At 71.8% G+C, this 25,492-nt stretch carries 19 protein-coding genes; 3 read left to right on the forward strand and 16 right to left on the reverse strand.

The features are described from left to right. Positions 1-12: 12 nt before the first annotated feature. Genes ABIC53_RS11365 through ABIC53_RS11405 form a run of 9 tightly spaced genes read right to left on the reverse strand, consistent with a single transcriptional unit; the run spans position 13 to position 9,169 of the window. Positions 13-855 carry an aldose epimerase family protein gene (locus ABIC53_RS11365; protein WP_354451521.1) on the reverse strand — a complete coding sequence of 281 codons (843 nt, stop codon included), beginning with the start codon at positions 853-855 and terminating at the stop codon, positions 13-15. After that, positions 852-1,457 carry a bifunctional 4-hydroxy-2-oxoglutarate aldolase/2-dehydro-3-deoxy-phosphogluconate aldolase gene (locus ABIC53_RS11370; protein ID WP_354451523.1) on the reverse strand — a complete coding sequence of 202 codons (606 nt, stop codon included), beginning with the start codon at positions 1,455-1,457 and terminating at the stop codon, positions 852-854. The genes ABIC53_RS11365 and ABIC53_RS11370 overlap by 4 nt, the downstream gene beginning before the upstream one ends. Continuing rightward, positions 1,454-2,401, reverse strand: a complete 948-nt coding sequence (locus ABIC53_RS11375; RefSeq protein WP_354451525.1) for a sugar kinase — start codon at positions 2,399-2,401, stop codon at positions 1,454-1,456. Before ABIC53_RS11375 ends, ABIC53_RS11370 begins: the two co-directional genes overlap by 4 nt. Further along, on the reverse strand, positions 2,398-3,690 hold the full coding sequence (locus tag ABIC53_RS11380; RefSeq protein WP_354451527.1) for an apiosidase-like domain-containing protein: 1,293 nt from the start codon (positions 3,688-3,690) through the stop codon (positions 2,398-2,400). Before ABIC53_RS11380 ends, ABIC53_RS11375 begins: the two co-directional genes overlap by 4 nt. Before the next feature lie 50 nt (positions 3,691-3,740). Next, positions 3,741-5,000, reverse strand: coding sequence for an enolase C-terminal domain-like protein (locus ABIC53_RS11385; protein ID WP_282501892.1), 1,260 nt, complete (start codon positions 4,998-5,000; stop codon positions 3,741-3,743). Continuing rightward, on the reverse strand, positions 4,997-5,878 hold the full coding sequence (locus tag ABIC53_RS11390) for an NAD-dependent epimerase/dehydratase family protein (RefSeq protein ID WP_354451528.1): 882 nt from the start codon (positions 5,876-5,878) through the stop codon (positions 4,997-4,999). Before ABIC53_RS11390 ends, ABIC53_RS11385 begins: the two co-directional genes overlap by 4 nt. Next, positions 5,875-6,813, reverse strand: coding sequence for a carbohydrate ABC transporter permease (locus ABIC53_RS11395; RefSeq protein ID WP_112615917.1), 939 nt, complete (start codon positions 6,811-6,813; stop codon positions 5,875-5,877). The genes ABIC53_RS11390 and ABIC53_RS11395 overlap by 4 nt, the downstream gene beginning before the upstream one ends. After that, the gene (locus tag ABIC53_RS11400; protein WP_282501890.1) at positions 6,810-7,757 is read right to left on the reverse strand and encodes a carbohydrate ABC transporter permease; all 948 of its coding nucleotides are present in this window, start codon (positions 7,755-7,757) and stop codon (positions 6,810-6,812) included. The genes ABIC53_RS11395 and ABIC53_RS11400 overlap by 4 nt, the downstream gene beginning before the upstream one ends. 50 nt (positions 7,758-7,807) lie before the next feature. Then, positions 7,808-9,169, reverse strand: a complete 1,362-nt coding sequence (locus tag ABIC53_RS11405; protein ID WP_274178170.1) for an extracellular solute-binding protein — start codon at positions 9,167-9,169, stop codon at positions 7,808-7,810. A 232-nt stretch (positions 9,170-9,401) separates the two neighbouring features. Here ABIC53_RS11405 and ABIC53_RS11410 point away from each other — a divergent pair, with 232 nt between their 5' ends. The 3 genes from ABIC53_RS11410 to ABIC53_RS11420 all read left to right on the forward strand — a co-directional run bounded on the left by ABIC53_RS11410 (position 9,402) and on the right by ABIC53_RS11420 (position 16,640). Further along, positions 9,402-12,359, forward strand: a complete 2,958-nt coding sequence (locus ABIC53_RS11410; protein WP_354451531.1) for a sugar-binding protein — start codon at positions 9,402-9,404, stop codon at positions 12,357-12,359. Further along, the gene (locus ABIC53_RS11415) at positions 12,356-15,154 is read left to right on the forward strand and encodes an alpha-L-rhamnosidase (RefSeq protein ID WP_323987059.1); all 2,799 of its coding nucleotides are present in this window, start codon (positions 12,356-12,358) and stop codon (positions 15,152-15,154) included. The genes ABIC53_RS11410 and ABIC53_RS11415 overlap by 4 nt, the downstream gene beginning before the upstream one ends. 115 nt (positions 15,155-15,269) lie before the next feature. Beyond that, positions 15,270-16,640, forward strand: coding sequence for a serine/threonine-protein kinase (locus ABIC53_RS11420; protein ID WP_323987058.1), 1,371 nt, complete (start codon positions 15,270-15,272; stop codon positions 16,638-16,640). Positions 16,641-16,649: 9 nt separating this feature from the next. Here ABIC53_RS11420 and ABIC53_RS11425 read toward each other — a convergent pair whose 3' ends face one another. From ABIC53_RS11425 to ABIC53_RS11455, 7 genes are read right to left on the reverse strand one after another with little or no spacing between them, the layout of a single operon-like run. Further along, positions 16,650-18,320, reverse strand: coding sequence for a serine/threonine-protein kinase (locus ABIC53_RS11425; RefSeq protein WP_323987057.1), 1,671 nt, complete (start codon positions 18,318-18,320; stop codon positions 16,650-16,652). Further along, positions 18,317-19,546 (reverse strand): FHA domain-containing protein, encoded by a 1,230-nt coding sequence (locus ABIC53_RS11430; RefSeq protein WP_354451534.1) that lies wholly within the window; start codon positions 19,544-19,546, stop codon positions 18,317-18,319. The genes ABIC53_RS11425 and ABIC53_RS11430 overlap by 4 nt, the downstream gene beginning before the upstream one ends. Then, positions 19,546-20,361, reverse strand: coding sequence for a PP2C family protein-serine/threonine phosphatase (locus ABIC53_RS11435; protein ID WP_354451536.1), 816 nt, complete (start codon positions 20,359-20,361; stop codon positions 19,546-19,548). The genes ABIC53_RS11430 and ABIC53_RS11435 overlap by 1 nt, the downstream gene beginning before the upstream one ends. 5 nt (positions 20,362-20,366) lie before the next feature. After that, entirely contained in the window at positions 20,367-20,750 is a 384-nt protein-coding gene (locus tag ABIC53_RS11440) for an FHA domain-containing protein (RefSeq protein WP_274178164.1), read from the reverse strand. Beyond that, positions 20,747-23,038 (reverse strand): transglutaminase-like domain-containing protein, encoded by a 2,292-nt coding sequence (locus tag ABIC53_RS11445; RefSeq protein WP_354452213.1) that lies wholly within the window; start codon positions 23,036-23,038, stop codon positions 20,747-20,749. Before ABIC53_RS11445 ends, ABIC53_RS11440 begins: the two co-directional genes overlap by 4 nt. Next, on the reverse strand, positions 23,038-24,471 hold the full coding sequence (locus tag ABIC53_RS11450) for a DUF58 domain-containing protein (RefSeq protein WP_282501884.1): 1,434 nt from the start codon (positions 24,469-24,471) through the stop codon (positions 23,038-23,040). Before ABIC53_RS11450 ends, ABIC53_RS11445 begins: the two co-directional genes overlap by 1 nt. Next, positions 24,471-25,442 (reverse strand): AAA family ATPase, encoded by a 972-nt coding sequence (locus tag ABIC53_RS11455; RefSeq protein WP_114588976.1) that lies wholly within the window; start codon positions 25,440-25,442, stop codon positions 24,471-24,473. The genes ABIC53_RS11450 and ABIC53_RS11455 overlap by 1 nt, the downstream gene beginning before the upstream one ends. Positions 25,443-25,492 lie beyond the last annotated feature (50 nt).

Consider the following 25,492-nt stretch of genomic DNA (forward strand, 5'->3'; position numbering starts at 1 on the left):
CTCGCTTCGAGTCTATGACGTCGCCCCCGGCGCCACATCGCCCGATCGGTCGACACGTAGCGAGACGACGGACTCCCGGCTCTCCCCGGGCTCGAGCTTCAGCGAGCCGAGCGCGTCGAGAGGTGTGCCGTACGGGTCGGCGGCCGGCTCGAGCCCGACGGCATCCATCGCACCCCACCACGGGAAGCCGGTGCTCCCCCGCTGTTCCTGCCACACGTAGAGTCGCGGCATCAGGCCCGCGTCCCAGGTCAGCGCGACCTCGACGCCGGCCTCGGGCGCGGTGATCATCACGTCGCCCGCGGGCGCGGCGAGGTCGGTGAAGGATGCCGCGGGTGCCGGGTCGAGCGGCACGACGCGGTCGCCCGTGCGCACGGTAGAGGCCGGACCGAACAGTTCGCCGGCGAACGCCGGGTGCTCGGCCCATCCGTAGCTCACCGGCTCGCTGCCCACGTTCCGTACCGCGGTCTCGATCACGAGCATGTTCGCGCGCACCGACATCCACCGGTCGATCGCGAGCGGGACGGTGCGAAGGACGACCGACGCGCGGCAGGCGTTGCGGCTGCCGGTCAGGCGCCACGTGCGCCAGGCCGCTTCGCCGTGAAACGGCTGGGGCGGAGACGCCGTTGCCGGGCTGTCGCCCGCCCGCGGCAGCAGCAGATGCCACCCGCCGCGGTAGGCGCGATGCCACTGCGCGCTCGAGTCGGCCATGACGAAGGCGTCGACGGGGTCGTCGGCCCACGGCGTCGACGCGAGCAGCTCACGCTCGGTGGGCAGGTGGCGCAGCGACGAGATGCGAGCCCCGTCTGCCTCGACGACCGCGACGAGGTCGTCCGACCCGATCCGGAACCGGGTCACGACGTCCGCCGGAGCGACCCGACGAGCCTGCGCACGCGGTCGACGGGCTCGCGGAAGAGCCCGCCGCCGATCCCGACGGCGATCGCGCCCGCGGCGATCCAGTCGGCGGCGTCGTCGACGCCGATGCCGCCGGTCGGCATGATCGCGACGTCGGGCAGCACGTCTCGAACCGCGCGCAGGTGCCCGAGACCGCCGCTCGCGGCGGGGAAGAGCTTCGCCATGCCGCTCGTTGCGGCAGCGGCGCGGAGCTCCGTCGGGGTGAATCCGCCCGCGATGAATGCTGCTTCTCCGGCCGCCGCGCGTACGGCATCCTCGACGATCGTCGGCGACACCAGGAAGCGTGCCCCGGCATCCCGCGCCGCCTCAGCCTGGGCCACCGTCGTGACGGTTCCCGCACCGAGCAGCATGCGATCGAACGCGGTGTCACCGGCGATCTCCGCCAGCACGCGGTCCCACCCCGGGGTGGTCGTCGTGATCTCGAGCACCGGCAGCTCGGCGTCGACGGCGAAGTCGATCTGCCGACGCAGTTCCGCCTCCGACGGCGCCCGCAGCACGGCGACGACGGCGGCGGCGCGGAGCGCGGCGCGCACGTCCGCGGTCATCGTCCCGCCTCCGCGAGCTCGCCCCGGGCCGCTTCGAAGGCGTCGAGCTCGGCACGCCGCGGAAAGCCGTCGTGATCGCCGGGATCGGCCACGACCCGGGCCGCGCACCACGCGGCGATGGGCAACGCGACATCGACGGTGTCGCCGCGCAGCGTGCACGAGATCCACGCGGCGGCGAAGGCGTCGCCGGCTCCCACGGGGTGCGTCGGCTCGGCGACGGCGGAGGCGGGGGTGAAACGCCGGCCGTCGGCGTCTCCGGCCAGCGCGCCGCGACCGCCGAGCTTGACCACGACGACGCGGGGGCCCCGGCGGGCGAGATCGTCGACGGCGGCTTCCGTCGAGGTGGTGCCGGTGAGGATGCGTGCCTCGTCCTCGTTGCAGAAGAACGTGTCGACGACGTCGAGCCAGTCGTCGACGACCGCTCGAAGCGCGTCCTCCGACATCAGCTGGGGCCGGTGGTTGGCATCGAGCGAGATGGGGATGCCGCGCATGGACGCCTCGTGCAGGACGTTCTCGAACAGCCCCTTCGGGCCCGCGCCGAGGGCCGGCGTGATGCACGTCGCGTGCAGCCAGTCGGCTCCGTCGAGCGCAGCCGCCGGAAGATCGTCCGAGCGCAGCCGGCTCGCGGCACTCGTGGCGCGATAGTGCTCGGAGCGGATGTCGCCGTCGTCGAGGCGCTGCTTGACGATCAGCCCCGTCTGCTCCCCCGGCGCCGCGACGACGAGACGATCGTCGATGCGCTCGGCCCGCAGTGTCTCGCGCACGAGCCCGGCGAAAGCGTCGTCACCGAGACGCGAGGCCCACGCGACATCGTGCCCGAGCCGCGCGAGCCCGACCGCCGTGTTGAGTTCGGCACCCGCGACGGTCGCGCGGGTGAGGATCCCCACCTCGTCGACGGTCGCGGTGGCGAGCGCCTCGCCGAAGGTCACGATCCGGGCGCTCATCGTTCGCCGCCGCTGTGAGCGGGGCGCAGCACGAACAGTGCGTCGCCGGTGAACTCGGGCTGCTCGAGCCGGATGCCGCCGTCCACCGCGGTCCACCGCGCGGCATCGGGTCGCCGCGCCGCCAGGTCGTGGACGGTGACCTCCAGGCCGGCAGCCTCGACGTTGCCGAGAACGAGGGTGAGCGCGAAGGGGGTGGGCGCGTAAACGGCGATCGTGCCGTCGGGAGCGCGCCCGGCGACGGCCCCGGAGGGCTCCGCGACGAGCAGATCGGGAGCCGCGTCGAGTCCCCACAGCCGTTCCGCGTCGACGACCCGGCGGAGGTAGGCGACATCGTCGGCGCCGGGGAACGCCGCGGCGACCGAGAAGGGGAAGGGCGCCCCGTGCACGTCTTCGGCTGAGAATCCCTCGCCGCGACGATGCCACGACCAGACGCCGTGCGCGCCGTACCCCAGGCCTGCGGCCGCACCCGAGACGACGCCGGTCCAGCTGGCGCGACGGACGTCGGCGGCCGAGTGCCGCGCGGCGCCGCGGAAACGCCCGAGTCCCTCGTAGCAGGGCTCGAGGTTGATGATCGGTCGAGCGACATCGAGCGCGCGGTAGTAGTGGGTCAGGTCGGCAGGCAGCGTGTCCCAGGCCTCGTTGTGTCCCGACTGCAGCGCATGGAAGTCGACGAGTTCGCTGTCGGCCAGCGGCTGCGGCATCCTCGCGGTCGGAGTGTCGTGCCACGTGACCAGCTGGCCGGGTGCGACCTCGCGCAGCAGCGCCGCCACCGAGCTGTACCGCTCCAGCGCGACGTCGTCGTCGAGGTCGTCGTCGCCCGACACGATCCAGATCGGATCGAAGCGGCGGAACCTCGCGACCGTTTCGCGCACGTAGGTCTCGGTCTGGTCCGCGCTGAGCACGTGCTCGGGCGTGAGGCGGGAGCCCCACGTACCCGGGACGAAGTTGTTCCACAGGAGCACGAGCATCGGCGTGAAGCCGCGCTCGCGAGCCTGCTCGAGCAGCCGCTCGGCCTCGGTCCAGTAGTCCGGATCACCGGCGCCGAAATCGACGGCACCGTCGCGCAGCGCGTACGGCGACCGGGTGCCCGTCGATCGGTCGTGCTCGATGGGCAGGACGCTGATCAGCAGGGCGTTGAAGCCCTGACGCCGGCGGAGTTCGAGATGGTCGAGCCATTCGTTCTCGGTGGGCCCGCCGAAGGCCGCCCAGACGGTGTCGGCCAGGAGGAACGTCGGTTCGCCGCCGTGCAGCAGCCAGCGCCCCGAGGGCGCGATCGACCAGGTGGTCATGGATCTCTTTCGGGTTCGGGTTCGGGTTCGGAGGTTCGAGAAGCGGACGCTCAGGGCGCGATGAGGGCGCCGTCGGGCGCGCGGACCCCCGCGGCCCAGGCGTCGTGCCCGGAGAGACCGGCAGGGAAGCGGGCGGCGGCGGCCTCGTCCATCTCGATCCCCCAGCCGGGGGCGTCGTTGGGCGTCAGCCAGCCGTCGACGATGTCGATCATGCCGGGGAAGACCTCGTGAGTCTCGTCGTTGTAGACGTGACCCTCCTGGATGCCGAAAGCCGGCGAGGTCACATCGAGCGCGACCGCCGCGGCCACGGCGAACGGCGAGGCATCGCCGGGCGAATGCCAGGCCGTGCGCACACCCTCGATGTCGGCGAGGACCGCGAGCCGGCGCGCGGCGCTGACGCCCCCGACATCCGAGAGGTGGCTGCGGATGTAGTCGACGTGATGCTCGCGGATGAGGCGGGCGGCGTCGGTGAAGGATGTCGCGAGCTCGCCGACCGCGATCGGCACCGGTGACGCGGCCCGCACCTCGGCGAGGCGGTGCCAGTGCTCGGGTGCGAGCACGTCCTCGAGGAAGAAGGGCCGGTACGGCTCGAGCGAACGGGCGAGGGCGATCGCGGTCGCGGGGGTCAGTCGCGAGTGGACGTCGTGCAGCAGCTCTACGCCGTCGCCGAGCGCCTCGCGCACGTGGGCGAACAGCTGCGGCGTGCGGACGAGATAGTCCTCGACCCGCCAGCCCGCGGGGTTCTTCGCCCACGCGAAGGAGCCCGCGACGGGCGGCGCGCCGTAATGTCCGACGCCCTGCTGGCCGGTCTGGATGCGCACGTGACGCTGGCCGGCGGAGATGAGCTCGCGCGCGTGCGCCGTGGTCTCGTCGAGGTCGGCGCCCTCGGCGTGCAGGTAGGTGTCGGCCGCGGCGCGCACCCGCCCGCCGAACAGCTCGTACACCGGCATCCCGGCGCGCTTGCCGGCGATGTCCCACAGCGCCATGTCGATGCCCGAGAGCGCGTTGTTGCCGACCGGTCCCTCGCGCCAGTAGCCGGTGAACCGCACCAGTCGCAGCAGGTCTTCGATGTCGCCGGGGTATCGACCGACGAGCAGCGGGCGCAGGTGGTCGAGGAAGGCGACGACGGCCTGCCAGCGCTGCGTGAAGGTCGCGCAGCCGTATCCCCACAGTCCGTCCTGGTCGGTGTCGATGCGGACGACGACCAGCGGAATGCCCTCGGGCGCCGTCACGATCGCCCGCACGTCCGTGATGCGGACGTTCTCGCGCGGCATCCAGGGCTGATCGAAGGTCGTGGGCTCTGTCGTCATCGGTCGCTCCTCACGAGTGCCGGGTAGGGGGTGGCGGTGCCATCGTGGATCGACTCTCGGGGCTCGAAGCCGAGCACCGTCCGCGCCGTCGTCAGGTCGACGAGCGCGTCGTGCCCGGCGAGGTGCGCCGGCGGCTCGACCGCAGGCGCGTAGCGGCGCAGGAGCTCGGCCGTCGGCACGTCGAGGAGGGTGTCGCGGGCACTGAGCGGCACCACTTCGGCGCCGGCGACATCCGCCCAGAGCGCCCGCTCCACCGCGCGCACGGCGTCGGTCATGGTCAGGTACGCCCAGCCCTCGCGGGCCATCCGCACGGGATCCGCGCGGACCTCGTCGGCGACGTCGCGCAGGACGTGCGGCCATTTCACCAACGGGAACCGCAGCGCGACGACGTCGATGCCGTACCGCCGGTGGGCGTACCGGGCCGTCGCCTCGTCGGCGAGCTTCGACAGCGAGTAGGCGTCGGCGATGTCGGGCGGCGTCGCGGCGTCGAGCGGGAACGCCGGCGGGAACGTGTCGTGCGGGTTGTTCGGGTAGCCGATGGCGTTGATGCTGCTGGCGATGACCGCCCGGTGCACACCCGCCTCGGCGGCGCGCGTGAGCACGTTGAACGTCGCCGAGGTGTTGACGCGGAAGATGTCGTACGGGGTGCCGAGGCTCGGATGCGGGATGGCGGCGAAGTGCGCGACCGCGTCGGCGTCGCGCATCGCTTCCTCGACGTCGGCCCGCGAGGTCGCGTCGCCCGTGATCTGACGGTCCGCGGGGTGTTCTCCGCCGAATGCGAGGGACAGCGCAGTGACCTGGTGGCCGCTCGCGACGAGATGGTCGCTGACCGCACGACCGATCTCTCCGTCGGCGCCGGTGACGAGGATGCGGCTCATCCCTTCACCCCGCCCGCCATGCTCGCGCCGCGCAGGAACTGGCGCTGGAAGATGAGGAACAGCGCCACGGGGATGATCAGCGAGAGGAACAGGGCCGCCATCTGCACGCTCAGCTCGGTCTGGTCGGCAAGGCGAGGCAGCGCCACCGACACCGGCTGCTTGTCGGGGTCGGGCAGCACGAGGAGGGGCCACAGGTAGTCCTTCCACGACGCGACGACCGTCAGGAGCCCGACGACCCCGAGGATCGGTCGCGACAGCGGAAGCACGATGCTCCAGAGGATGCGGAGCGGGCCGGCGCCGTCGATGCGGGCCGCCTCGTAGAGGTCGGCGGGGATCGCCTCGAGGAACCGGGCGATGATGAGCACGTTGAACGCCGCTGCGCCCGCGGGCAGCCACACGGCCCACCAGGTGTTGATCAGCGAGACGCCCAGCACCGGCAGCTCGCGCACCGTCAGGTACAGCGGCACGAGCGAGACGATCGACGGGATGAACAGCGTGGCGAGGATGGCTCCGGAGAGCAGCTTGCCCCACCGCGGCCGGAGCACCGTGATGACGAAGGCCGCCGTCGTCGAGACGACGAGGGTCACGACGACCGATCCCGCCGCGAGGATCGCGGTGTTGGTGAGGTAGTGGCCGATGCGGCCCCGCTCCCACGCGATCGCGAGGTTCTCCCACTGCACGGTCCCGCTGGCGAAGAACGAGAACGGGCCGCGGATGAGGTCCTGCGTCGGCGAGACCGCGGCGAGCGCGAGCCAGATGAGCGGGCCGAGTCCGGCGATCAGCAGACCAGCCAGCACCACGACTTGTCCGATGCCGAGCCACACGCGCACCGAGGGTCGCTGGCGGTCGCTGTCGGAGATGTTGGTGCGCGTGAGCGGATCGGGTGCGACGTCGCGACGCCGGGCGAGCCGCCGGGTGGGAAGAAGGGCGCTCATGCTCGGCTCCAGCGTCGGGTCAGTCGGAAGTAGAGGAGCGACAGCAGGCCGAGCGATGCGGCGAGCAGCACGCTGAGCGCCGTCGCGGCGCCGTAGTCGACGCGCACGAAGGCGTAGTCGTAGATGGTCATGAGCAGCGTCTTCGTGGCTCCCTGCGGCCCGCCGCCGGTGAAGAGGAACGGCTCGGTGAAGATCTGCATCGTGCCGATGATCTGCAGCAGCAGCATCGTCGCGATGATGCCGCGCATCTGCGGCAGGGTCACGTGCCAGACGCGACGCCAGATGCCGGCGCCGTCGAGCTCAGCGGCCTCGTAGAGCTCGGAGGGGATGCTCGTGAGGGCCGCGATGTAGATGATGATCGCCGTGCCCGCGCCGGCCCACGTCGTCTCGAGGACGATCGAGGGCATCGCGGTCGCCGTCGAGTTCAGCCAGGGCAGCGGCCCGATGCCGACCCAGCCGAGCACGGTGTTGAAGAGGCCGTCGGCGTCGGGGGCGTAGAAGAACTTCCACAGCAGGATCGCGACGACCGGCGGCACCATGACCGGCAGGTAGGCGAGCGCACTGAAGTACCAGCTGCGCGAACGCATCTCGGAGATGAAGACGGCGAGAGCCAGCGGCACCGGGAATCCGAACAGCACGGCGAGGACCGTGTAGTAGATCGTGTTCAGGGTCGCCTGCGGCAGCCCGGGGTCGGAGAGGACGTACGCGAAGTTCTCCCACCCGACGAAGCTGCTCTCGCCGCCGATGACGACGCGCTGCACGCTCATGGCGAGCGAGCTGACGATCGGTCCCCACGAGAAGTACAGGAAGACGAGGATCGCGGGCGCCGCGATGGCGAGCGCCGTCAGGCTGGGACGCCAACGGCGGCGCCGCCGCGGCGGGGCGGGCTCGGGGGAAGCGGACGCGGATGTCGTCGTCCGGGTCCGCGGTCTCACGTCGGTCATGGGGTCCTCCGGTCGGGGGCGAGCCGAGGTCGTCGGCCCGCCCCGTCGGGTCAGCGGCTCAGGCGGGACTGGACGTCGCTCTGAGCGGTGGAGAGAAGAGCGGGGATGTCGGCGCCCTTGTCGGTGAGCACCGTCTGGACGACGGTGTCGAGCGCGCCGTAGACCTCCTGCGCGTTGTTCACGGGCTCGGGCACGATCGGGATGTCGGCCGAGGCCTCGAGGTAGGGCGTGAAGTTCTCACTCGGAACGTTGATGTAGTCGGCGATCCAGGTGAAGTACTCGGAGTACTGATCGGCGTTGACGACCGGCAGTCCGGGCAGGCCCGTTACCGAGCCGGCCTCGTTCGAGGCGCGCGCGTCGTCGACGGCGGTGTCCTCGTCGAGGAAGCGCTGGAGGTAGAAGAACTCCACCCACTTCACGGCGGCGGCCTTCTCGGCGTCGCTCGCGTTCGGGTTGACGATCTGCACCGTGCCACCGCTCAGCGTGCCCTGCGTGCCGCTGGACTGCGGCATCCCGCCGATGCCGAACTGCTCGGCGGGCAGCTTCAGGTTCTGGACGACGTTGTAGTACGAGTCGCTCGCACCGAGGATCATGCCGATCTTGCCGGCGGCGAAGTCCTGCCCCTGTGACTGGACGTCGTAGAGGGTGTTCTCCGGGAGTGTGCCGTCCTCCCAGCGCATCGTCTGCAGCAGATCGAGCGCGTCGGTCGACGGGGTGTCGTCGAAGGTCGCCTTCGAGCCGTCCTCGTTCTCGACCGTCCCGCCGAACGAGTAGGTCATGCCGGTGAACTGCCACCCGCCGGTGTTCGCGGTCGTCAGCACGGAGAAGCCGGCGGCGTCGGTCGCGTCGCTGATCTTCTTCGCCGCCTCGCGGACCTCGTCCCAGGTCTTTGGCGGGTTCTCGGGGTCGAGACCCGCCTGGGCGAAGAGATCGCGGTTGTAGACGAGTCCGAACGAGTACGCGTTCGTCGGGATCGCGAAGACACGGTCTTCGCTGTTCTTCGTGAGCGCGAGGATGGTCGGGTTCAGCGCGTCGAGCAGGCCCTCGCTCTCGAGCGCGTCGGTGATGTCGGCTGCCTGGTTGCGCTTGATGAGCCCCTGCGGCTCGGTGAGCGGGACGCTCATGACATCGGGCAGGCTGCCGCCGGCGGCGAGCGCCTGGAACGTCGAGGCGTCGTAGCCCGTCTCGACGGGCTGCAGGTCGATGTCGGGGTTCGCCTTCTCGAACGCGGCGACGCGCTCGTCGAAGTAGGCGCGGTCCTCCGGCCGGTCGGCGGTCGGGCGGTCGCCGATCTCGATCGTGACGGTGCCGTCGGCGGGCGCCGATGCGTCGCTGCTGCAGCCCGCGAGGGCGGCGACGGACAGGCCTCCGACCGCGATTGCGGCCGCGACGGAACGGAAACGTTTCGTCATTGAAACTCCTAGGTGTGAGTGGCAAGCAGGAAAAACGATTGCTCTCCGATGTCTAGCACCTCTCGGCCCGACACGTCAAAACAAAAGTGTTTGAGCGTGTCGAGGCGCCGGAGATCCGGGATTCGTCTCGGCGCGCGTGTTGACAGACGACGCGCCTGGCGGCCAGACTGCCCGCTGGACAAACGATTTTCCTTCCGTCCACCATCCGCGAACACTCGATGAGGAGCACCGCGTGCCGAAGCATCCGTCCCCCCGTCCCGTCCCGCGGCTCGTCGCCGCCTCCGCCGCGCTTGCCCTCGCAGCCACAGCCAGCGTTGCGCTCGCCGCGCCGGCATCCGCAGACGCACCTGCGCTCTCGATCGAACCCGACGCGTGGGGCAACCTGTTCCACGCCGGCGACACGGTGTCGTTCCGGTACGACACGACGGCCCCGACGGTCGCGTGGCGCGTGGTCGACGGCTGGGGCCAGGTCGTCGACGACGGTACGGAACCGGCCGATGGCGCGCTGACGCCCGACGTCACCGAACGCGGCTGGTACCGCCTCGAGGTGACCGCGACCGGTGACGACGTGGCAGACGCCGCGACGACGTTCGCGATCCTCCCCGACGTGGAGGCCGCCGCTTCGGCGACCGGCCGGTTCGGTGCCGCCACGCACTACGGGCAGTCCTGGGATCCGGCGTCGATGCAGGCGCTGACCACGGGCGGCTTCGCCCAGCTGCGCGACGAGGTCTATTGGAGCGAGGTCGAGACGCAGCCGGGCGTCTACGACTGGTCGCGGGCCCGGGCGGAGTTCCTCGACCCCGCCCGCGAACAGGGGATCCGGCCGCTGCTGCTGGCCGGCTACGGAAACCCCCTGTACGACGCGGGCAACGGCCCCGTCAGCCCCGACGCGGTGGCCGCGTACGCCGACTATGCCGCGGCGATGGCCGCGGAGTTCGGCGACATGTCCACCGGCATCGAGGTGTGGAACGAGTGGGATCTCGGGCTCGGTGGCAACACCAACGTCTCGCCCGAGAACTATGTCGCCCTGCTCTCCGCCGCGGCACCCGCGATCAAGACGGTCAGTCCCGATCTGCCGGTCATCGGCCCCGCGGTGGCCAACCTCAACACCGACTGGCTCGAGCGGACGTTCCAGCTCGGCGCGCTCGATCACCTCGACGGCATCGTCCTGCACCCCTACAGCTACCCCGTCGGTGCCGACGCGCTCGACGACACGCTGACGCGCATCGACGCCCTGGTGCGGCGCTACAACGGCGGCGAGTCGAAGCCGCTGTGGATCACCGAGCACGGCTGGCCGACCGGCACCAACGCGCGGGCGGTGCCCGAGCGCCAGCAGGCGGCCGACATCGCGAAGTCGGCCGTGATCGCGGCAGCCCATGACGCCGCCCGGTACTACGTGTACGACCTCGTCAACGATGGCGTCGACGACGCCGAGACGGAGGAGAACTTCGGCCTGCTGCACCACCCCGACGACGAGCTGGGGGCCTTCACCCCCAAGCCCTCGTTCACCGCCTACTCCGTGGCGGCCGACGCCCTCGCGACGGCGACGTTCGCCGAGCGCGACGAACCGCTGCCGGGACTACGCCGGGTGCGATTCGACACCGCCGACGGACCGCTCCACGTCCTGTGGTCGGATGCCCCGCAGACGGTGGCACTCGAGGTAGCCGGGTCCGCCGAGCTGACGACGATGTACGGTGCCGCTGAAACCGTCACCGGCGGTGCCGGCGCCCCGGTGCTGGCGTCGACCGGCACGGAACCGCTGTACGTCCGCGGTGAGGTCACGTCCATCGCGCAGACCGATGCCGGACTGACGCTCGACCCGGGTGTCGTCGGAGCCCCGGTCACGGGCTCGTGGACCGTGCAGGGCCGGGCGGATGCCGCGTCGTCGTGGCGTCTCGTCCTGCCCGACGGGTCCGAGGCGGCCCAGACGACCGCTCCCGGCGAGACCGCGACCACGACGGCCTCGTTCCCGGCTCCCGCGACCGCGGGGACGTACGAGACGAGCGCACGCGTCTACGAGGGCGACCGCTACGCCGGCACGCTGCGCGCCGCCACGTCGGCGAGCGAAGCCGTGACGCTCCAGGCGGCGCAGGCCTTCACCGAAGAGGGGGCCTCGGTGCTCCGCATCCGTGTCGCGAACGCTTCGGCCGCGCCCCGCGCGCTCGACTCGCTGTCGTACACGCTGGCCGACGACGGCGGACAGCCGGACGCGCCGGCGACGATCGAGCCGGAGGCGGATGTCGTCATCGACGTCCCTCTCGATACGCTCGCGGGGCCCGCGCCCTTCACCGCGACGGCGGTCGTCGACGGGGTGACGCTGACCGCTTCGGGGCGCGTCGCGCCCGTCGAGCAGACGTCCGTCCTGCCGGCCGCTCATCGCACGATCACCGTCGACGGCACGCTCGACGACCTCGACGGCGTCACGCCGATCGCCTTCTCCGCCAACCCGGAAGCCGACGACGAGGCCGACCAGTCCGCTGTCGCCTGGCTCACGTGGGACGAGGAGTACCTGTACTTCTCGGCCGATGTCACGGACGACGTGCACGACCAGGCGGCGCAGGGCGCGAACATCTGGCAGGGCGATTCGATCCAGTTCACCGTCGCGGGCGGTGCCCCGGGGGCCGCGACCACCTGGCATGAGTTCGGCATGGCGCTCACGACCGCCGGCCCGCAGCTGTACCGCTGGCTCTCCGTAGATGCGGGCGCCGGCCCCGTCCCGGGAGCCCCGGTGGCCATCTCGCGCGATGACGACACCGGCCGCACGGTGTACGAGACGGCGATCCCGTGGAGCCTGTTGCGGGGCGTCGACAGGGCGACGTCACTCCTCAGCAGCGCCGCGATCGTCAACGAGGCGGACGGCACCGGGCGCGCCGGATTCCTCTCCTGGGGCGGCGGCATCGCGGGCGAGAAGGACTCGGGCGAGTTCACCGCCGTTCGGCTGCTCGCGCCGGCGCCGGTCGTCGAACCACCTGTCGAACCGACGCAGCCCGCGACGCCGGGCGACGGGGGTTCGGCGGCACCCGGCACCCCGTCCGGCGGCAACGGCACCGCGGCCGGCGGATCCACCGACGCCCGCGCGTTGGCGAGTACGGGCGGCCCATCACCGCTCGCGTGGCTCGCCGCCGCGTCCGCGACCGGAGCCGCCGGCATCGCACTCCTCGTCACGCGCCGCCTGGCCCGCCGGTCGTGACCGTCGCCCGCGAGCCACGCATCGTCGGCCTGCGCGTGGGACGGCGGCGGGATCTGTCCGTCGCCGCCTCACCGCGGCCGCCCGTGTCGTGGCTCGTCGAGGCGCCTGCCGCCTGGGAGGCGACCCGAGCCGAGCTGCGGCTCGACGGTGGGACGACCGTGGCCACGCGCCCCTACGGCATCCTCGAGGACTGGCCGTTCGCACCGCTACGGGCCGGCGCCGCGCACCGGCTCGAGGCCCGCGTCATCGGCGTCGACGGCACGGCGAGCGCCTGGTCGGAGCCCTGCGAGATCCGCGCGGGGTTCTCCTCCGGGACGTGGGCGGCTCCGTTCCTGCACCTCGCCGGCCCCCGCCGTACCGCGCAGCCGTTCCTCGCCCGACGCGAGTTCTCTGTCGCCGAGACGGTCGTCGCCGCCGAACTGCAGGTGGCGGCGCACGGCGTCCACCATGCTCGCCTCAACGGTGTCGAGGTCGACGACGCCGTGCTGAGCCCCGGCTGGACGGCATACCAGCACCGACTCCCCCTGCATCTGACCGATGTCACGGCCCTCGTCCGCGTCGGCGCGACGAACACCCTCGCGGTCGAGGTCGCCGGCGGCTGGTACACCGAGGCGTACGGGTTCGGCGAGACGGCGGAACGCTTCTACGGCGACCAGCCCGCTGTCGCACCCCTTCTCCGCCTGCGGCACCGCGACGGCCACGTCGAGGAGATCCGCCCCGATGACCGATGGCGACTCTCCGGTGATGGCGAACTCGTCTCGAGTGGGCTCTACGCCGGTGACGAGATCGACCTCCGCCGGCGGCCGCGCGGGTGGGAAGCCGCCGGCTTCGACGATGCGGCGTGGGAGACGCCGGCCCTGTCCGAACCCGGTCGGCAGCCGGAAGCCATCGACGTCGAGCCGGTGCGGCACATCCGGTCTCTGCCCGTCGCAGCCATGCCCGCGAGCGATGACCCCGAGCGCGTCCTGCTGGACTTCGGCCAGAACCTCGTCGGGCGCGTGCGGTTCCGCGTCTCGGGCCCGACCGGTACCCGCATCGTTCTGCGCCATGCGGAGGCGCTCGAGGGCGGACGGCTGAGCACCCGGCCGCTGCGGGCTGCCGCCGCCACCGACACGTTCATCCTCGACGGCGCCGCCGACACCGTCTGCGAGCCGCGCTTTACCTTCCACGGGTTCCGCTACGTCGAAGTCACCGGCTACCCGGGTGAGCTCGACCCGGCGGATTTCACCGCCGTCGTGCTGCACACCGACCTGAAGCGAACAGGGTGGTTCTCGTGCTCCGATGAGCGCCTCACGCGCCTGCACGAGAACATCGTGTGGAGCTTCGCCGGCAACGCCCTCGCACTGCCCACCGACTGCCCGCAGCGCGACGAGCGGCTCGGCTGGACGGGCGATGCCCAGGTGTTCGCCCCGACGGCGGCGTCCCTCTTCGACGCGGACGCGTTCTTCGCGTCCTGGCTGGAAGACGTCGCGGCCGAGCAGCGCGCGCGGGGCGGCCGCGTGCCGACGGTGGTGCCGCAGACGCTCGGGCGTCTCGGCGAGACGATGGCCGCCGGCTGGGGCGACGCCGTCACCGTCATCCCCACCGTTCTGCACGAGCGGTTCGGCGATCAGCGGGTGCTCGAGCGGATGACGGACGCGATGCGAGCGTGGGTCGATGCCGTGGCGGATGCGGCAGGACCCGAACGACTGTGGGAGCGCGGGTTCCAGTACGGCGACTGGCTCGATCCGACCTCGGCCCGGCCCGATAAGGCCAAGACCGACCCGGGGCTCGTCGCCACGGCCTACTTCGCCCGCTCGGCTCGGCTGACCGCAGACGCGCTCGCCCGCTTCGCCGACGCGTCCGCGGCCGGTCGCTACGCCGCTCTCGCTGCCGAGGTGCGCGATGCGTTCGTCGCGTCTTACGTCACCCCGCGGGGCCGCCTCGCCTCCGACGCCCCGACCGCTTACGCCCTCGCCCTCGAGTTCGACCTGCTCCCGGTCTCGTTGCGTCCCGCCGCGGCAGAGCGGCTCGCCTTCCTCCTGCGCGCCGGCGGGTACCGCATGGCGACGGGGTTCCTCGGGACGCCGCTCGTCCTCGACGCACTGCTGTCGAACGGACAGGAGTGGGCGGCCGAACGATTGCTGCTGCAGACCATGTGCCCGTCCTGGCTCTATCCCCTGTCGCAGGGAGCGACGACGGTGTGGGAACGCTGGGACGCCGTCCGCCCCGACGGCTCACTGCACCCCTCTGGCATGACCTCGCTCAACCATTACGCGCTCGGTTCCGTCGGCGATGTGCTGCACCGTCGCGTCGGCGGGCTCGCGTGCGCGGAACCCGGTTGGGCGCAGGTACGGATCCAGCCATGGTTCGTCTCTGCTCTCGAGCACGCCGACGTCGCGCACGACACCCCCCGGGGACGCGCCTCGGTGTCGTGGGAGCGGGATGCCGACATCCGAGGGCAGATCCGCGTTCGGGCGCAGGTTCCGCACGGGGTGACGGCGATCGTCGACCTCGGCGACCGCGCGCCGTTCCCGGTGGGCGCCGGAACCCATACGTGGGACGCGACCACGCCGGTCCGCACCCTCGCCCCGATCGGTGTCGACTCCGACCTCGCCCTGATCGCCGACACCCCGGACGCCTGCGCCGTCGTATCCCGATCGATCGCTGGACACTCCCCCGAAATGGCAGCGGAGTTCGACGCCTACATCCGATGGGTCCCGGGCAGCCGTCTGCGCGACGAGCTCGCCGCCGTCTCGGCGCCCGACACGCTCGTCACCTGCATCGATGGAGCGCTCGCAGCGCTCACGGATTGAGCTGCGGCATCCGCCCCGCCCCGCCGCCCGGTGTCAAGACCCTGGCACCCGGCCGGGCGATCTCTACCGTGGGGCCTGGCCGAGCCGTCCCGGGGCACGGCCGCCGGAGGACGCCATGGCCACGAACGAACCGCCGCCCACAGAGGCGATGCTCGACGGTCGCTACCTGCTGGGCGAATGCGTCGGCCAGGGCGGCATGGCCCGCGTCCACCGCGCCGAGGATGTGCTGCTCGGCCGCACCGTCGCCATCAAGCTGCTGCGTCCCGAGCTGGAAGGGGCGACGACATCCTCCCGCGCCCGAAGCGAGATGACCGTGCTCGCCTCGCTCAACCACCCCGCACTGGTGACCCTCTACGACGCGCAACTCGCACCGGGTCGCGCCGAGTACCTGGTCATGGAGTTCGTCGACGGTCCGACGCTCGCCGCCCGTATCGCCGGCGGCCCCCTCCCCGCGGGTGAGGTCGCCGCTCTGACCGCCGACCTCGCCGAGGCGCTGCACGTCGTCCACGACGCCGGGATCGTGCACCGCGACATCAAGCCCTCGAACGTCCTCCTGTCGCAGTCGCCGATGCTCGGCAGTCGGTCGGGTGCGAAGCTGGCCGACTTCGGGATCTCCGTCCTCGTGGATGCCGCTCGGCTCACTCAGCCCGGAACCGTCATCGGAACGGCTGCCTACCTCTCCCCGGAGCAGCTCACCGGCGCGCCCCCTGCTCCGCCCGCCGACATCTACGCGCTCGGCCTGGTCGTGCTCGAGGCTCTCACCGGGCAGCGGGGCTTCCCCCGCGCGGAAGGATTCGGCGAGGCGCTTGCACGACTCACGATCGCGCCCGAGATCCCCGACACGCTCGACCCCGCCTGGGCCGCGCTGCTCCGGGGTATGACCGCGATGCGTCCGGAAGACCGGCCGAGTGCGGCCGAGGTGTTCTCGGCCGCGAACGAGCTCGCGGAACGCCCCGCAGCGCCGGCCCCGCCTTCCGTTCCCGCATCGGTCGCGGCGGCGACGCCCGTTGGCGCAACCGGCACCGCGACGCGCATCCTCCCCGCGGCTGCCGCGGGAACCGCGCGAGCGCCGGTGCGCGAGCGCCGGCGGCCCTCGCGGGCGCGGATAGGACTCATCGGGGGCTTGGCCGCCGCGACTCTCGCGGCCACCGCGCTCGGCGGCATGTGGCTTGCCGGTTCCACCGGCGAGACCGCTCCGAGCACGCCCGCCGACACCGAGCAGTCCGCCGTTCCCGAGCCGACGATCACCGAGACAACCGAGCCGGTCACCGTCGTGGACGAGCAGACCGACGAGTCGGAAGAACAGCCGGCCGCGCCCGTCGAGAACACGACGGAGCAGGACGGACCGGCCTCCGAGGCCGACCGGAAGGCCGCCGAAGAGGCGGCGAAGAAGGCAGAGCGAGAAGCTGAGAAGGCCGCCGACGAGCAGAAGAAGGCCGAGGAGCGCGAGAACAAGCGCGATCAGGACAAGCCCGGCCGCGGCTGACGGCCGACGTCAGGGCGTGCAGCCCCGCACGGCATCCCCCGCCCCGCCATTCGCCCGCACGAGCTGGACTTCGATGCAGGTCCGGCCCGACGGGTCGGCGGGAACGGTGACGGTCTCGTCCTCCACACGCTGGGGTGCGGCGGCGCCGTCGAGCGTGACGGGGTACCAGAGATACGAATCGCCCTCGGCCGGATTCGGATTCGTCCAGGTGAACGTCACGTCGGCACCGGCCGCCGTGCCCGCGAGGTCGCCGACGCGCGGCACGAAACCGGCGAGCGGATCCTGAGGGGCGCTGGAGGGAGACTCGCTCGCTCGAGGTTCCGCGGGCGCGGTCGGCTGAAGCATGCTCGCCACCACGACGACGGCGACCACGAGCGCTGCCGCGACGCCGCCGAGGGCGATCCACAGCCAGGAACGCGAACGTCCGGACGAGGTGCTCTCGGCCGGACCCGCGGCCGAATGCCCATCGGGCTCGGCGTGTGCGGCATCCGGGTTCGACGAGCTCGCGGCGGTGCCGTGCGCCGCGGCTGCGCGCTGCACTGTCTGGTCGGCGACCGGCTCGACCGTGCGCGGTCGGCGGACCGTCGAGTCCTGCCCGGCACGCGCCGACGGTCGGAGCATCGTCTCGTCGGGCGCCGACGGCGCGAACGGCGAGCCCGATGCGGACGGCGCGAACGGCGACGACGCCTCCGCGCCGCTCTTGCGACGGGTCGACCCCGCAGGAGGCGCGGTGGTCGGCTCGATGCTCACGATCCCGCGAACGCGAGTCAGCTCGCCGTCGGCATCCTCTTCCTCCTCCGCGTCGGGCGAATCATCGAGGATGTCGATCGGCGTGACCGAATGGGCCAGCTCGATCTGAACGCGCTGCAACGCGCGGGCGAACGACACGGCGCTGTCGAAGCGAGCTGCCGGGCTCTTCGCCATCGCGCGTGCCAGTGCCTGCTGCAGCGAGGGCGGAACGTCGGCACGGTCGAGTGGCGCGAGCGGCGCGGTCTCGATGCGCTGGATCAGGTCTGCGGCGCCGTTGCGGCCACCGGGCTGCTCGAACGGCGAACGACCGGCCAGAAGCGTGTAGATGGTGGCGCCGAGCGCATAGACGTCCGACCGCACGCCCGAATCGGGACCGTCGCCGAACGCCTCGGGCGGCGACCACGGAATGGACATCCCGGCGGTCTCGTCGGCCCCCTCCGTCGTCGTCGCGATGCCGAAGTCGGTCAGCGCCGGGCGGTTGTACTCCGTCACCAGGATGTTGGCGGGCTTGATGTCGCGGTGCAGGATGCCGGCGCGATGCGCGGTCTCGACGGCGGCGGCGACTTGGATGCCGACGCGGAGGGCTTCGGCGACCGAGAACGCAGCGGCGCGATACCGCACCTGCAGGTTCGGCCGCGGACAGTTCTCCATGACCAGGTACGGACGCTGGTCATCCGAGAGGCCGGCCTGATAGATCGTGACGATCGCCGGATGCGTCGACAGCATCGCCATGACGTTCGCCTCGGCGGTGAACTGCTCGACCGAGCCACCGGCCATCCGCTCGGGAAGCAGCACCTTGACCGCGACCTTGCGCCGGGGCAGGTGCTGCTCGTAGAGGTAGACGTCGGCGAAGCCGCCCGAGCCCAGAAGCTCGAGGTAGGTGAAGCCCGGCAGCTGGGGCGGCGGCGCCGGGGGTCGCTTCGCGCTCACGGGAGATCCTCGAAGGCGATCGTCACACCGTCGCCGATGTCGAGCACGTCGCCCGAGACGACCATCGTCGGCTCGCTCGGATGCAGCCGCACCGGGTCGTTGCCGCCGCGAAGCAGCACCGATCCGTTCGTCGTGTCGAGGTCGACGACGAGGACGTGCTCGCCCTCCGCGCGGATCTCGACATGGTTGCGCGAGATGTCCTGCTCGGGGCTCTCGACAGCGACGAGCGTGGGCAGCATGTCGCCCGTCGAGCGCGAGGAGCGCGGACGCCGACCGATGATCACCGTGTTGTCGAGTTCGACGACCTGCCCGTCCGACACGCGGATGCGTCCCCGCGCGAGACGGCGTGCGGGGACGATCTCCGTCGACTCGTAGACCGCAGGCTCGCTCCGACGCGCGCTGCGGATGTCGGCGACCGCGATGGTCTCGCCGTCGTGATCACCAGCGGGGGCGAGCGGCGACGACACGACGGTGGCGTCGTCGGCGGGGGTGGCTGATTCGGCTGCTTCCGGCTGCTCGACGGAAAGCGTCGGACGCACGACCGTCTCACCCCAGATCATCGCGTGCTCGTCGGCGGCTGCCGTGTCGCTGAGCGGGACGAAGGTCTGCGCCCCAGGCGACTCGTCGAACGGGAGTTCGCTCTCGTCCTCCGCCGGGGCAGCCGGGGGCGCCGGCGACGCGGGAGCAGCAGCGGTGGGGGGCTCGAGTGCGGGCACGGCCGGTGTGGTCGGTGCCGCGACGAACGGGCTCGCGGGGCGGACGCCCGGTCGCGCGCCCGTCAGATCCACCGTGACCGAATCGGCCGCGACGACACCTTCGACGAACGGAAGCGATGCGGCCTCGTCCGCCGCGTCGGCGAAGAGCGCCGACGCGCGCTGCACGCCGGGGATGTGGCGCTCGACCCACGTCGAGACCCCCTGGCCCGAGACCGACAGCGGGCCCGACTCCGTCTCGACGACGAGCTCGACCGGGCCGCGCACGGCGACGCGGAGCCCGTCGCCCTCGACGATCGCCAGGATGAAGTCGGGAATGGCGGCCAGCGACGTGCCGAACGCGCCCGTCAGGGCCTCGATCACCGCCCCGATGCCGCGCTCCTCCAACCGGCGCCACACGGCCTCGACCGTCGGGATCGAGACGTTCGCGGGCAGGGCGACGGCCGCGGCGGGCGCGAGTGCGACGCGCCACTGCTCCGCGCCCGTTGCCGGAACGTAGCGGACCTCGACCATCAGGCTCTCCCCCCTGCGGCCGCTGCGCGCGGCCGGGTGTCTATGTCCGCGTCATCCGGCTGGGCGGACGGCACGGTGTCGTACGCGTCGTCACCGCCGTCTCCCAGCGCATCGACGACGATGACCGTGACGTTGTCGCGACCTCCGTGCAGCAACGCCTCGTGGACGAGCCGCTGCGCGGCTTCCTGCGGCTCGGTCTCCTCGTCGAGGATACGGGCGATCCGCTCGTCGTCGAGCTCGGTCGACAGGCCATCGGAGCAGACGAGGATGCGGTCGCCGCTCTCCGCCGGCAGCATCCAGAAATCGGCCTGGCCGACGCTGCCGGCGCCGAGCGCCCGCGTGATCTCATTGCGCCGAGCGTGGCGCGCGGCGGTCTCGGCGTCCATCTGGCCCGAGTCGACGAGCTCCTGCACGACGGAGTGGTCGACGCTGATCTGCTCGAGGCGTCCGCGAGTCCACCGGTATGTGCGCGAGTCGCCGATGTTCAATGCCAGCCAGTAGCCGGCGTCTCCGACGCGCGTGAGCACGACACCGGTGAGGGTGGTGCCCGCCGCACGCTGGCCGGTGGCGAGCGCGTCGATGTTCACGCGGGCTCGCTCGATGGCGGCGCGGACCTCGCCGTTCGACACCACGGCGGCCCCCACCAGGGACTGGAACTCTGCGACGGCCGCGGCACTCGCACGCGCTCCGGCCTCGTGTCCGCCCATGCCGTCGGCGACGACGAAGACGGGCGCCGCGGCGAGATACGAGTCCTCGTTCGCGCGACCGCGCAGGCCGGCGTGAGTCGCCGCCCCGTGCCCCACCCGTAGCGACATGGGGCTCACCGCATGACCTCGACGACGAGCCAGCGGTCACCGAGATCGAGCCGGTCACCGCTGTGGAGCACGGTCTGCGCTCCGGGCACGACCGGAACGCCGTCTCGCCCGCGCGTGACGACGACTCCATTGGTCGAGGCCCGATCGATGACCGCGAGGCCTCCGGCGTCGAGGGGCACGAGTTCGAAATGCGTCCGAGAGAGGGTCAGCGTCTCGTCGCGCAGCACGATCGCATCGGCGCCGGCGGCACGCGACGGATCGCGGCCGAAAACCGTCCGCCCGTAGACGGCCGTGCGGGTGCCGTCATCCCACAGGAGCAGCGCCCGGGTGCCGGTGCGGATGTCGGGGACGCCCGCGAGCGGTTCCGTGTCGAAGATCATCGCGCTCATGCGTTCCCTCCCCGGGCACGCCGGGCACGGCCGCGCAGCAACGAGCGCAGGCTGAGCCGGGCTCGCAGGCGGCGCCACACCGACACCCGGCCGCTCATGCCGACGACGATCGCGTCGACCTCGCGCCAGAAGGCGTCGACGTCCTCGGCCGTGGGCTCACCCGGACCGAACACGCGGGCATCCGCCGACGTCGCGAGGGCGGTCACGTCGGGCTGCTCCATCGTCGCGGCGACGACCTGTGCGCTCTCGGTTCGCGTCGCACCCGAGGCGACGGGCGCGTTGAGGTCGACAGCGCGGTCGATCAGTTCGTCCCAGCCGCCCGAGATCCGGTCGGCGGGCTTGTCGGCGTTGCGCCGCTTCGTACGTCGAGCGGTCTTCACCGCCCCCATGATGACGAAGGGAGCGAAGATGATCGCGAGCACGCCGATGCCGATGCCGACGGGTGCGAGGATGGCGCCGATCCAGTCGAAACCGGGATCTTCCTCTTCTTCCTGATCGCGGTCGTTGGCGATCGCGGGCGGCAGCTCGGCCGGCTCCTGAGCCGGGGGCGGCGGCTGCAGCACCTGCGGCTTCGGGTTGGCCCGCGGCGTCGTGGTCTGCTCGTTCGGCTCGTTGTCCTCGTCGGGCGTCGGGTCGAACGGGATCCACCCGTACCCCTCGAACGCGACCTCTACCCACGCGTGAACGTTGTCGCCGGTCGCGGTGAACTCGCCGGCGGTGTCGCCCTCTTCCGGGTGCCACCCCATGACGACTCGCGCCGGGATGCCCAGCTGCGCCGACAGCAGAGCCATCGCGACCGCGTACTGCTCGTCGTCGCCGATGATCTCGTCGCCGCCGAAGAAGCTCGTGATGCGGGCCGCGCCGTGACCGGACGGCGAATACGGATCGTCCTCGAGACCGTGGCTGAAGTATCCGTCGGTCGAGAGCCAGTCCGCCAGCGCCTGCACCTGCTTGATGGGAGTCTCCGCGTCGCCGACGGCATCGGTGGCGATCTGAGACAGCCCGTCGGGAATGCCCTCCTGCTTCGGCATCTTCACCGGCGCGAAGGCGACATCGGCGAGCGCTTCGTTCGTGGGCCGGACGGGGAACACCGTGTCGACGGTGTAGGTCGTTCCCGGCGCGAGACCCGCGGTGACCGCAGCCGTCCCGGTGGCGTCGTTGTAATGGGCGGTGCGGCGCAGCTCGTCGGCGCGTTCGCCCTCGAACTCGATCGACCGCACGGCACCGGCGTCGGGCAGCCACACGCCGCGCAGCTCGTCGATCTCGAACTCCAACCGACCGGGCACACCTTCGGCGTCCGGCGACATGTTCGAGCGCAGGGGCGTGAACGAGCTGGACGAGCCGGCACCCTCGTCCGAGACGTTGAACACGATGCCGTTGTAGGCGTCCATCGTCGCCAGGCGGATGCGGCCGTCCTCCGGGAGGCCCTGCACCGTGAAGAGCGGCGTCTCCGCGTCATCCCGGACGAGTCCGCGGAAGCCCTGCAGCGGGCTCGGGTACTGCTTGACGTCGAAGGGCGGGATGACGATGTCGCGCAGTACGTAGCGCGTCGACGGCGGGCTCGCCACGGCGGCGGTCGCGACGCCGGCGCCCACCGCCACGGCGACGACGGCGGTTCCCGAGATCAGGCGGCGCAGCCGCGTGTGCCGGAGGGTCGCGGCATCCGATGTCGCGGTCGGCTCGATGCGCACGGCGGCGTTGTCGGGGTCCCATGCCTGTCGCAGCGCGAGCCACACCGATGCCACGACGGCGAAGACGACGCCCTGCAGTACGGGCACGGCGGGCTCGGTCATCCCGAGCAGGATCTGCGTGACGAGGAAGGCGGTCACCGGGATCAGGGCCCACGCCGCCTGGCGCAGACGGAGGGCGAACGAGGCGGTGAGCACCGCCGCGACGAGCGTCAGCAGGAACGGAACGATCAGGTGTCCGTCGTACGGCGCCACCGGAGCCACCGTGGTGAGCAGGCGCTTCCACGACTGCACGGAGCCGAGGGCGAGCTGCGTCCAGGTGTCGAGCGTCGGGATGACGCCGAACAGCGCCGTCTGCGGCAGCGCGAGGGCACCGCCGAAGATGAAGTAGGCGGCGACGGTCAGGCCCGCCGTGGGCAGCACGCCCCAGCGACGGTGGGCGCACAGCCAGGCGATGCCGACGCCGATGACCAGTGCGCAGAATCCCGCGAGGAGGTAGGCCGGGCCGTCGAACGTCGGCCCGAAGCCGACGATCGCCACGGCGAGGAGCAGCACGACGGCGACGAGGTCGAGCACGAGCCGGCGGCGCGCGGGCGACATCACGACAGCACCTTCCGCATCGCGGGGGCGAGCTGGTCGAGCGCGCTGATCGAGATGACGTCGGCATCGCCGACGCGGCGCAGCACCGGGACCTCGGCCGATCGATCGGCGACGACGGCGAGCACCCGCACGCCCTGAGGCAGTCGCGAGCACGCGAGCTTGAGCTCGGCCGGGTCGGCGCCCGACCCGCAGAACAGCACGACGATGGCGATGCCGTGGGAGTTCATCGCGATCGTTCCGGCCAGGGCCACGACGCCGCCGTCACGCTGGCGCGAGTGCTCCAGAGCCGACAGGTTGTCCAACAGCCGACGCGGCCCCTGCGTGCGGAGCGGGCCGCGCTGCGTGCGCGCCTCGAGCATGCGGGAGTCGCGCAGCGCGCGCAGGCCGATCGAGCCGGCCGCGGAGATCGCGAGCTCGAACTCGTCGGAGTCGGCGTAGTCGCCGGCGTACGTGGAGAGCCCGAGCACGAAGTGCGACCGACGGGTCTCCTCGTACTGGCGCATCATGAGATTGCCGACGCGTGCGGTGGACTTCCAGTGCACATGACGCAGGTCGTCGCCGGGCTGGTACTCGCGCAGGGCGTGGAACGACACGTCGTCGGGTGCCAGCTGCGTCGAGGGGAGCCCTTCGAGGTCGCGCAGGCGCCCGAGCGAGAGCCCCTCGAGGGGCACGGTGCGCGGGTGCACGTAGAGGTCGACGGCCTGGCGGCGGTCGCTGCTGCGCTCGAAGAGTCCGAGCGGGTCGCCGCGGAGCACGCTGACCGGTCCGACCGCCAGCACTCCGCGGGCGGTCGTGGGGATCGCGAACAGCTCTTCGTGGGCGGCCCCGGGTGCGAGCCGGGGCACGTCGAACTCGCCGCGCCCCGAGCCGACCGGCAGGACGACCCGCGAGGGCAGGATCGGCCGCGACGTGCCGTTGACGAGAGTCAGCCCGCCGATCGCGCGCTCCCCCACGACGACGTGGGTGCGTGTCAGGTCGAGGTCGACGTCGTAGGCGGTGCCGCCGAAGAGGAACGGCACGCTGATGACGACGATCGCGGTGAGGATGACGGCTGCGATGACCATCTCCTGCCAACCGAAGCTGAGTGCGACGACCCACAGCAGCACGGTCGCGAACAGCAGCACCCACCCGAGCGGGCGGATGGTGCGGGTGACGAGGCGGATGCCGCGGCGCGCAACCGCCCACCACGACTCGAGCCGCTCGCGCCAGACGACCAGCCGCGACGGCGCCTCCGCGTTGACGGGGGCGGCGTCGGCCGACAGCGTCGTCGTCCCCACGCGGAGGGTCGCGTCCGCGTCTCGCGTGGTGTCACCGACGGTCCGGGTATCGGCCGTGGTTCCGGCCGCGCGCTCGGCAGCCGCCTCACCGCCGGCAGCACCGCGGCCCCGGCGCGTGCGACGCGTCGGGGTCGGGGCGGCAGGGGGTGTGGCCATCAAGCGTCCGCCCGCGCGAGCGGCGCCTCGACGTCGGCGAGGGCGTTGTTCATGACCGTCTCGGCGGTCGTGCCGGTGAACTCGGCTTCGGGATCGAGCACGAGGCGGTGGGCCCACACCGGCAGCGCGAGCAACTTGATGTCGTCGGGCACGACGTAGTGGCGACCCTGCGCGGCGGCGTAGACCTTGGCGATGCGGATCATCGCGATGGCGCCGCGCACCGAGACGCCGAGGCGCGTCGCCGACGCTTCACGCGTGGCCTCGACGATCTGCGCGGCGTAGCGTGCGACGACCGGATCGATGTGGACGGTCGCGGCCAGGTCGGCCATCTCGCCGACGGCGCGGGTCGTGATCACGGGCTTGAGGCTTGCCGACGGGTTGCGGTCGACGGCGCCGACGAGGATGCGCTCCGAGACCGCGAGGGTCGGGTAGCCGATCGACGTCTTGATCATGAAGCGGTCGAGCTGAGCCTCGGGCAGCTTGTAGGTACCGGCCTGCTCGATCGGGTTCTGGGTCGCGATGACGAGGAACGGACGACCCACCTCGTGCGCGACGCCGTCGACGGTGACCCGCGACTCCTCCATCACCTCGAGCAGGGCCGACTGCGTCTTCGGCGAGGCGCGGTTGATCTCGTCGGCGAGCACGATCGAGGCGAAGACCGGACCGCGGTGGAACTCGAAGCGCTTGTTCGCCTGGTCGTAGATCGTCACACCGGTCACGTCGGAGGGCAGCAGGTCGGGCGTGAACTGGATGCGCGTCGAAGTGCCCTGCACGCTCGCCGCGATCGCCTTCGCGAGGCTCGTCTTGCCTGTGCCCGGCGCATCCTCCAGCAGCACGTGCCCCTCGGCGATCATCGCCGACAGCACGAGCGCCACGACCTCGCGCTTGCCGAGGAGAGCGGCGTCGACGTTGTCGACCAGGCGCGCGAAGGTGTCGCGGAACCACGCTGCCTGCTCGGGTGTCATGCTCATTCGTTCGTTCTCGTTCCTCGTGATGAGTGGATGCCGGGGGCGGATGCGGG

Origin of the sequence: Microbacterium sp. 1262 (assembly GCF_040544895.1) — a bacterium.
Classification (GTDB): domain Bacteria; phylum Actinomycetota; class Actinomycetes; order Actinomycetales; family Microbacteriaceae; genus Microbacterium; species Microbacterium plantarum.

Bases quoted from the DNA above. Each gene is read 5' to 3' on its own strand.
- ABIC53_RS11370 (WP_354451523.1), bottom strand. From the start codon at position 1,457: ATGACCGCGGACGTGCGCGCCGCGCTCCGCGCCGCCGCCGTCGTCGCC.
- ABIC53_RS11375 (WP_354451525.1), bottom strand. From the start codon at position 2,401: ATGAGCGCCCGGATCGTGACCTTCGGCGAGGCGCTCGCCACCGCGACC.
- ABIC53_RS11380 (WP_354451527.1), bottom strand. From the start codon at position 3,690: ATGACCACCTGGTCGATCGCGCCCTCGGGGCGCTGGCTGCTGCACGGC.
- ABIC53_RS11385 (WP_282501892.1), bottom strand. From the start codon at position 5,000: ATGACGACAGAGCCCACGACCTTCGATCAGCCCTGGATGCCGCGCGAG.
- ABIC53_RS11390 (WP_354451528.1), bottom strand. From the start codon at position 5,878: ATGAGCCGCATCCTCGTCACCGGCGCCGACGGAGAGATCGGTCGTGCG.
- ABIC53_RS11395 (WP_112615917.1), bottom strand. From the start codon at position 6,813: ATGAGCGCCCTTCTTCCCACCCGGCGGCTCGCCCGGCGTCGCGACGTC.
- ABIC53_RS11400 (WP_282501890.1), bottom strand. From the start codon at position 7,757: ATGACCGACGTGAGACCGCGGACCCGGACGACGACATCCGCGTCCGCT.
- ABIC53_RS11405 (WP_274178170.1), bottom strand. From the start codon at position 9,169: ATGACGAAACGTTTCCGTTCCGTCGCGGCCGCAATCGCGGTCGGAGGC.
- ABIC53_RS11420 (WP_323987058.1), top strand. From the start codon at position 15,270: ATGGCCACGAACGAACCGCCGCCCACAGAGGCGATGCTCGACGGTCGC.
- ABIC53_RS11430 (WP_354451534.1), bottom strand. From the start codon at position 19,546: ATGGTCGAGGTCCGCTACGTTCCGGCAACGGGCGCGGAGCAGTGGCGC.
- ABIC53_RS11435 (WP_354451536.1), bottom strand. From the start codon at position 20,361: ATGTCGCTACGGGTGGGGCACGGGGCGGCGACTCACGCCGGCCTGCGC.
- ABIC53_RS11440 (WP_274178164.1), bottom strand. From the start codon at position 20,750: ATGAGCGCGATGATCTTCGACACGGAACCGCTCGCGGGCGTCCCCGAC.
- ABIC53_RS11445 (WP_354452213.1), bottom strand. From the start codon at position 23,038: ATGTCGCCCGCGCGCCGCCGGCTCGTGCTCGACCTCGTCGCCGTCGTG.
- ABIC53_RS11450 (WP_282501884.1), bottom strand. From the start codon at position 24,471: ATGGCCACACCCCCTGCCGCCCCGACCCCGACGCGTCGCACGCGCCGG.
- ABIC53_RS11455 (WP_114588976.1), bottom strand. From the start codon at position 25,442: ATGAGCATGACACCCGAGCAGGCAGCGTGGTTCCGCGACACCTTCGCG.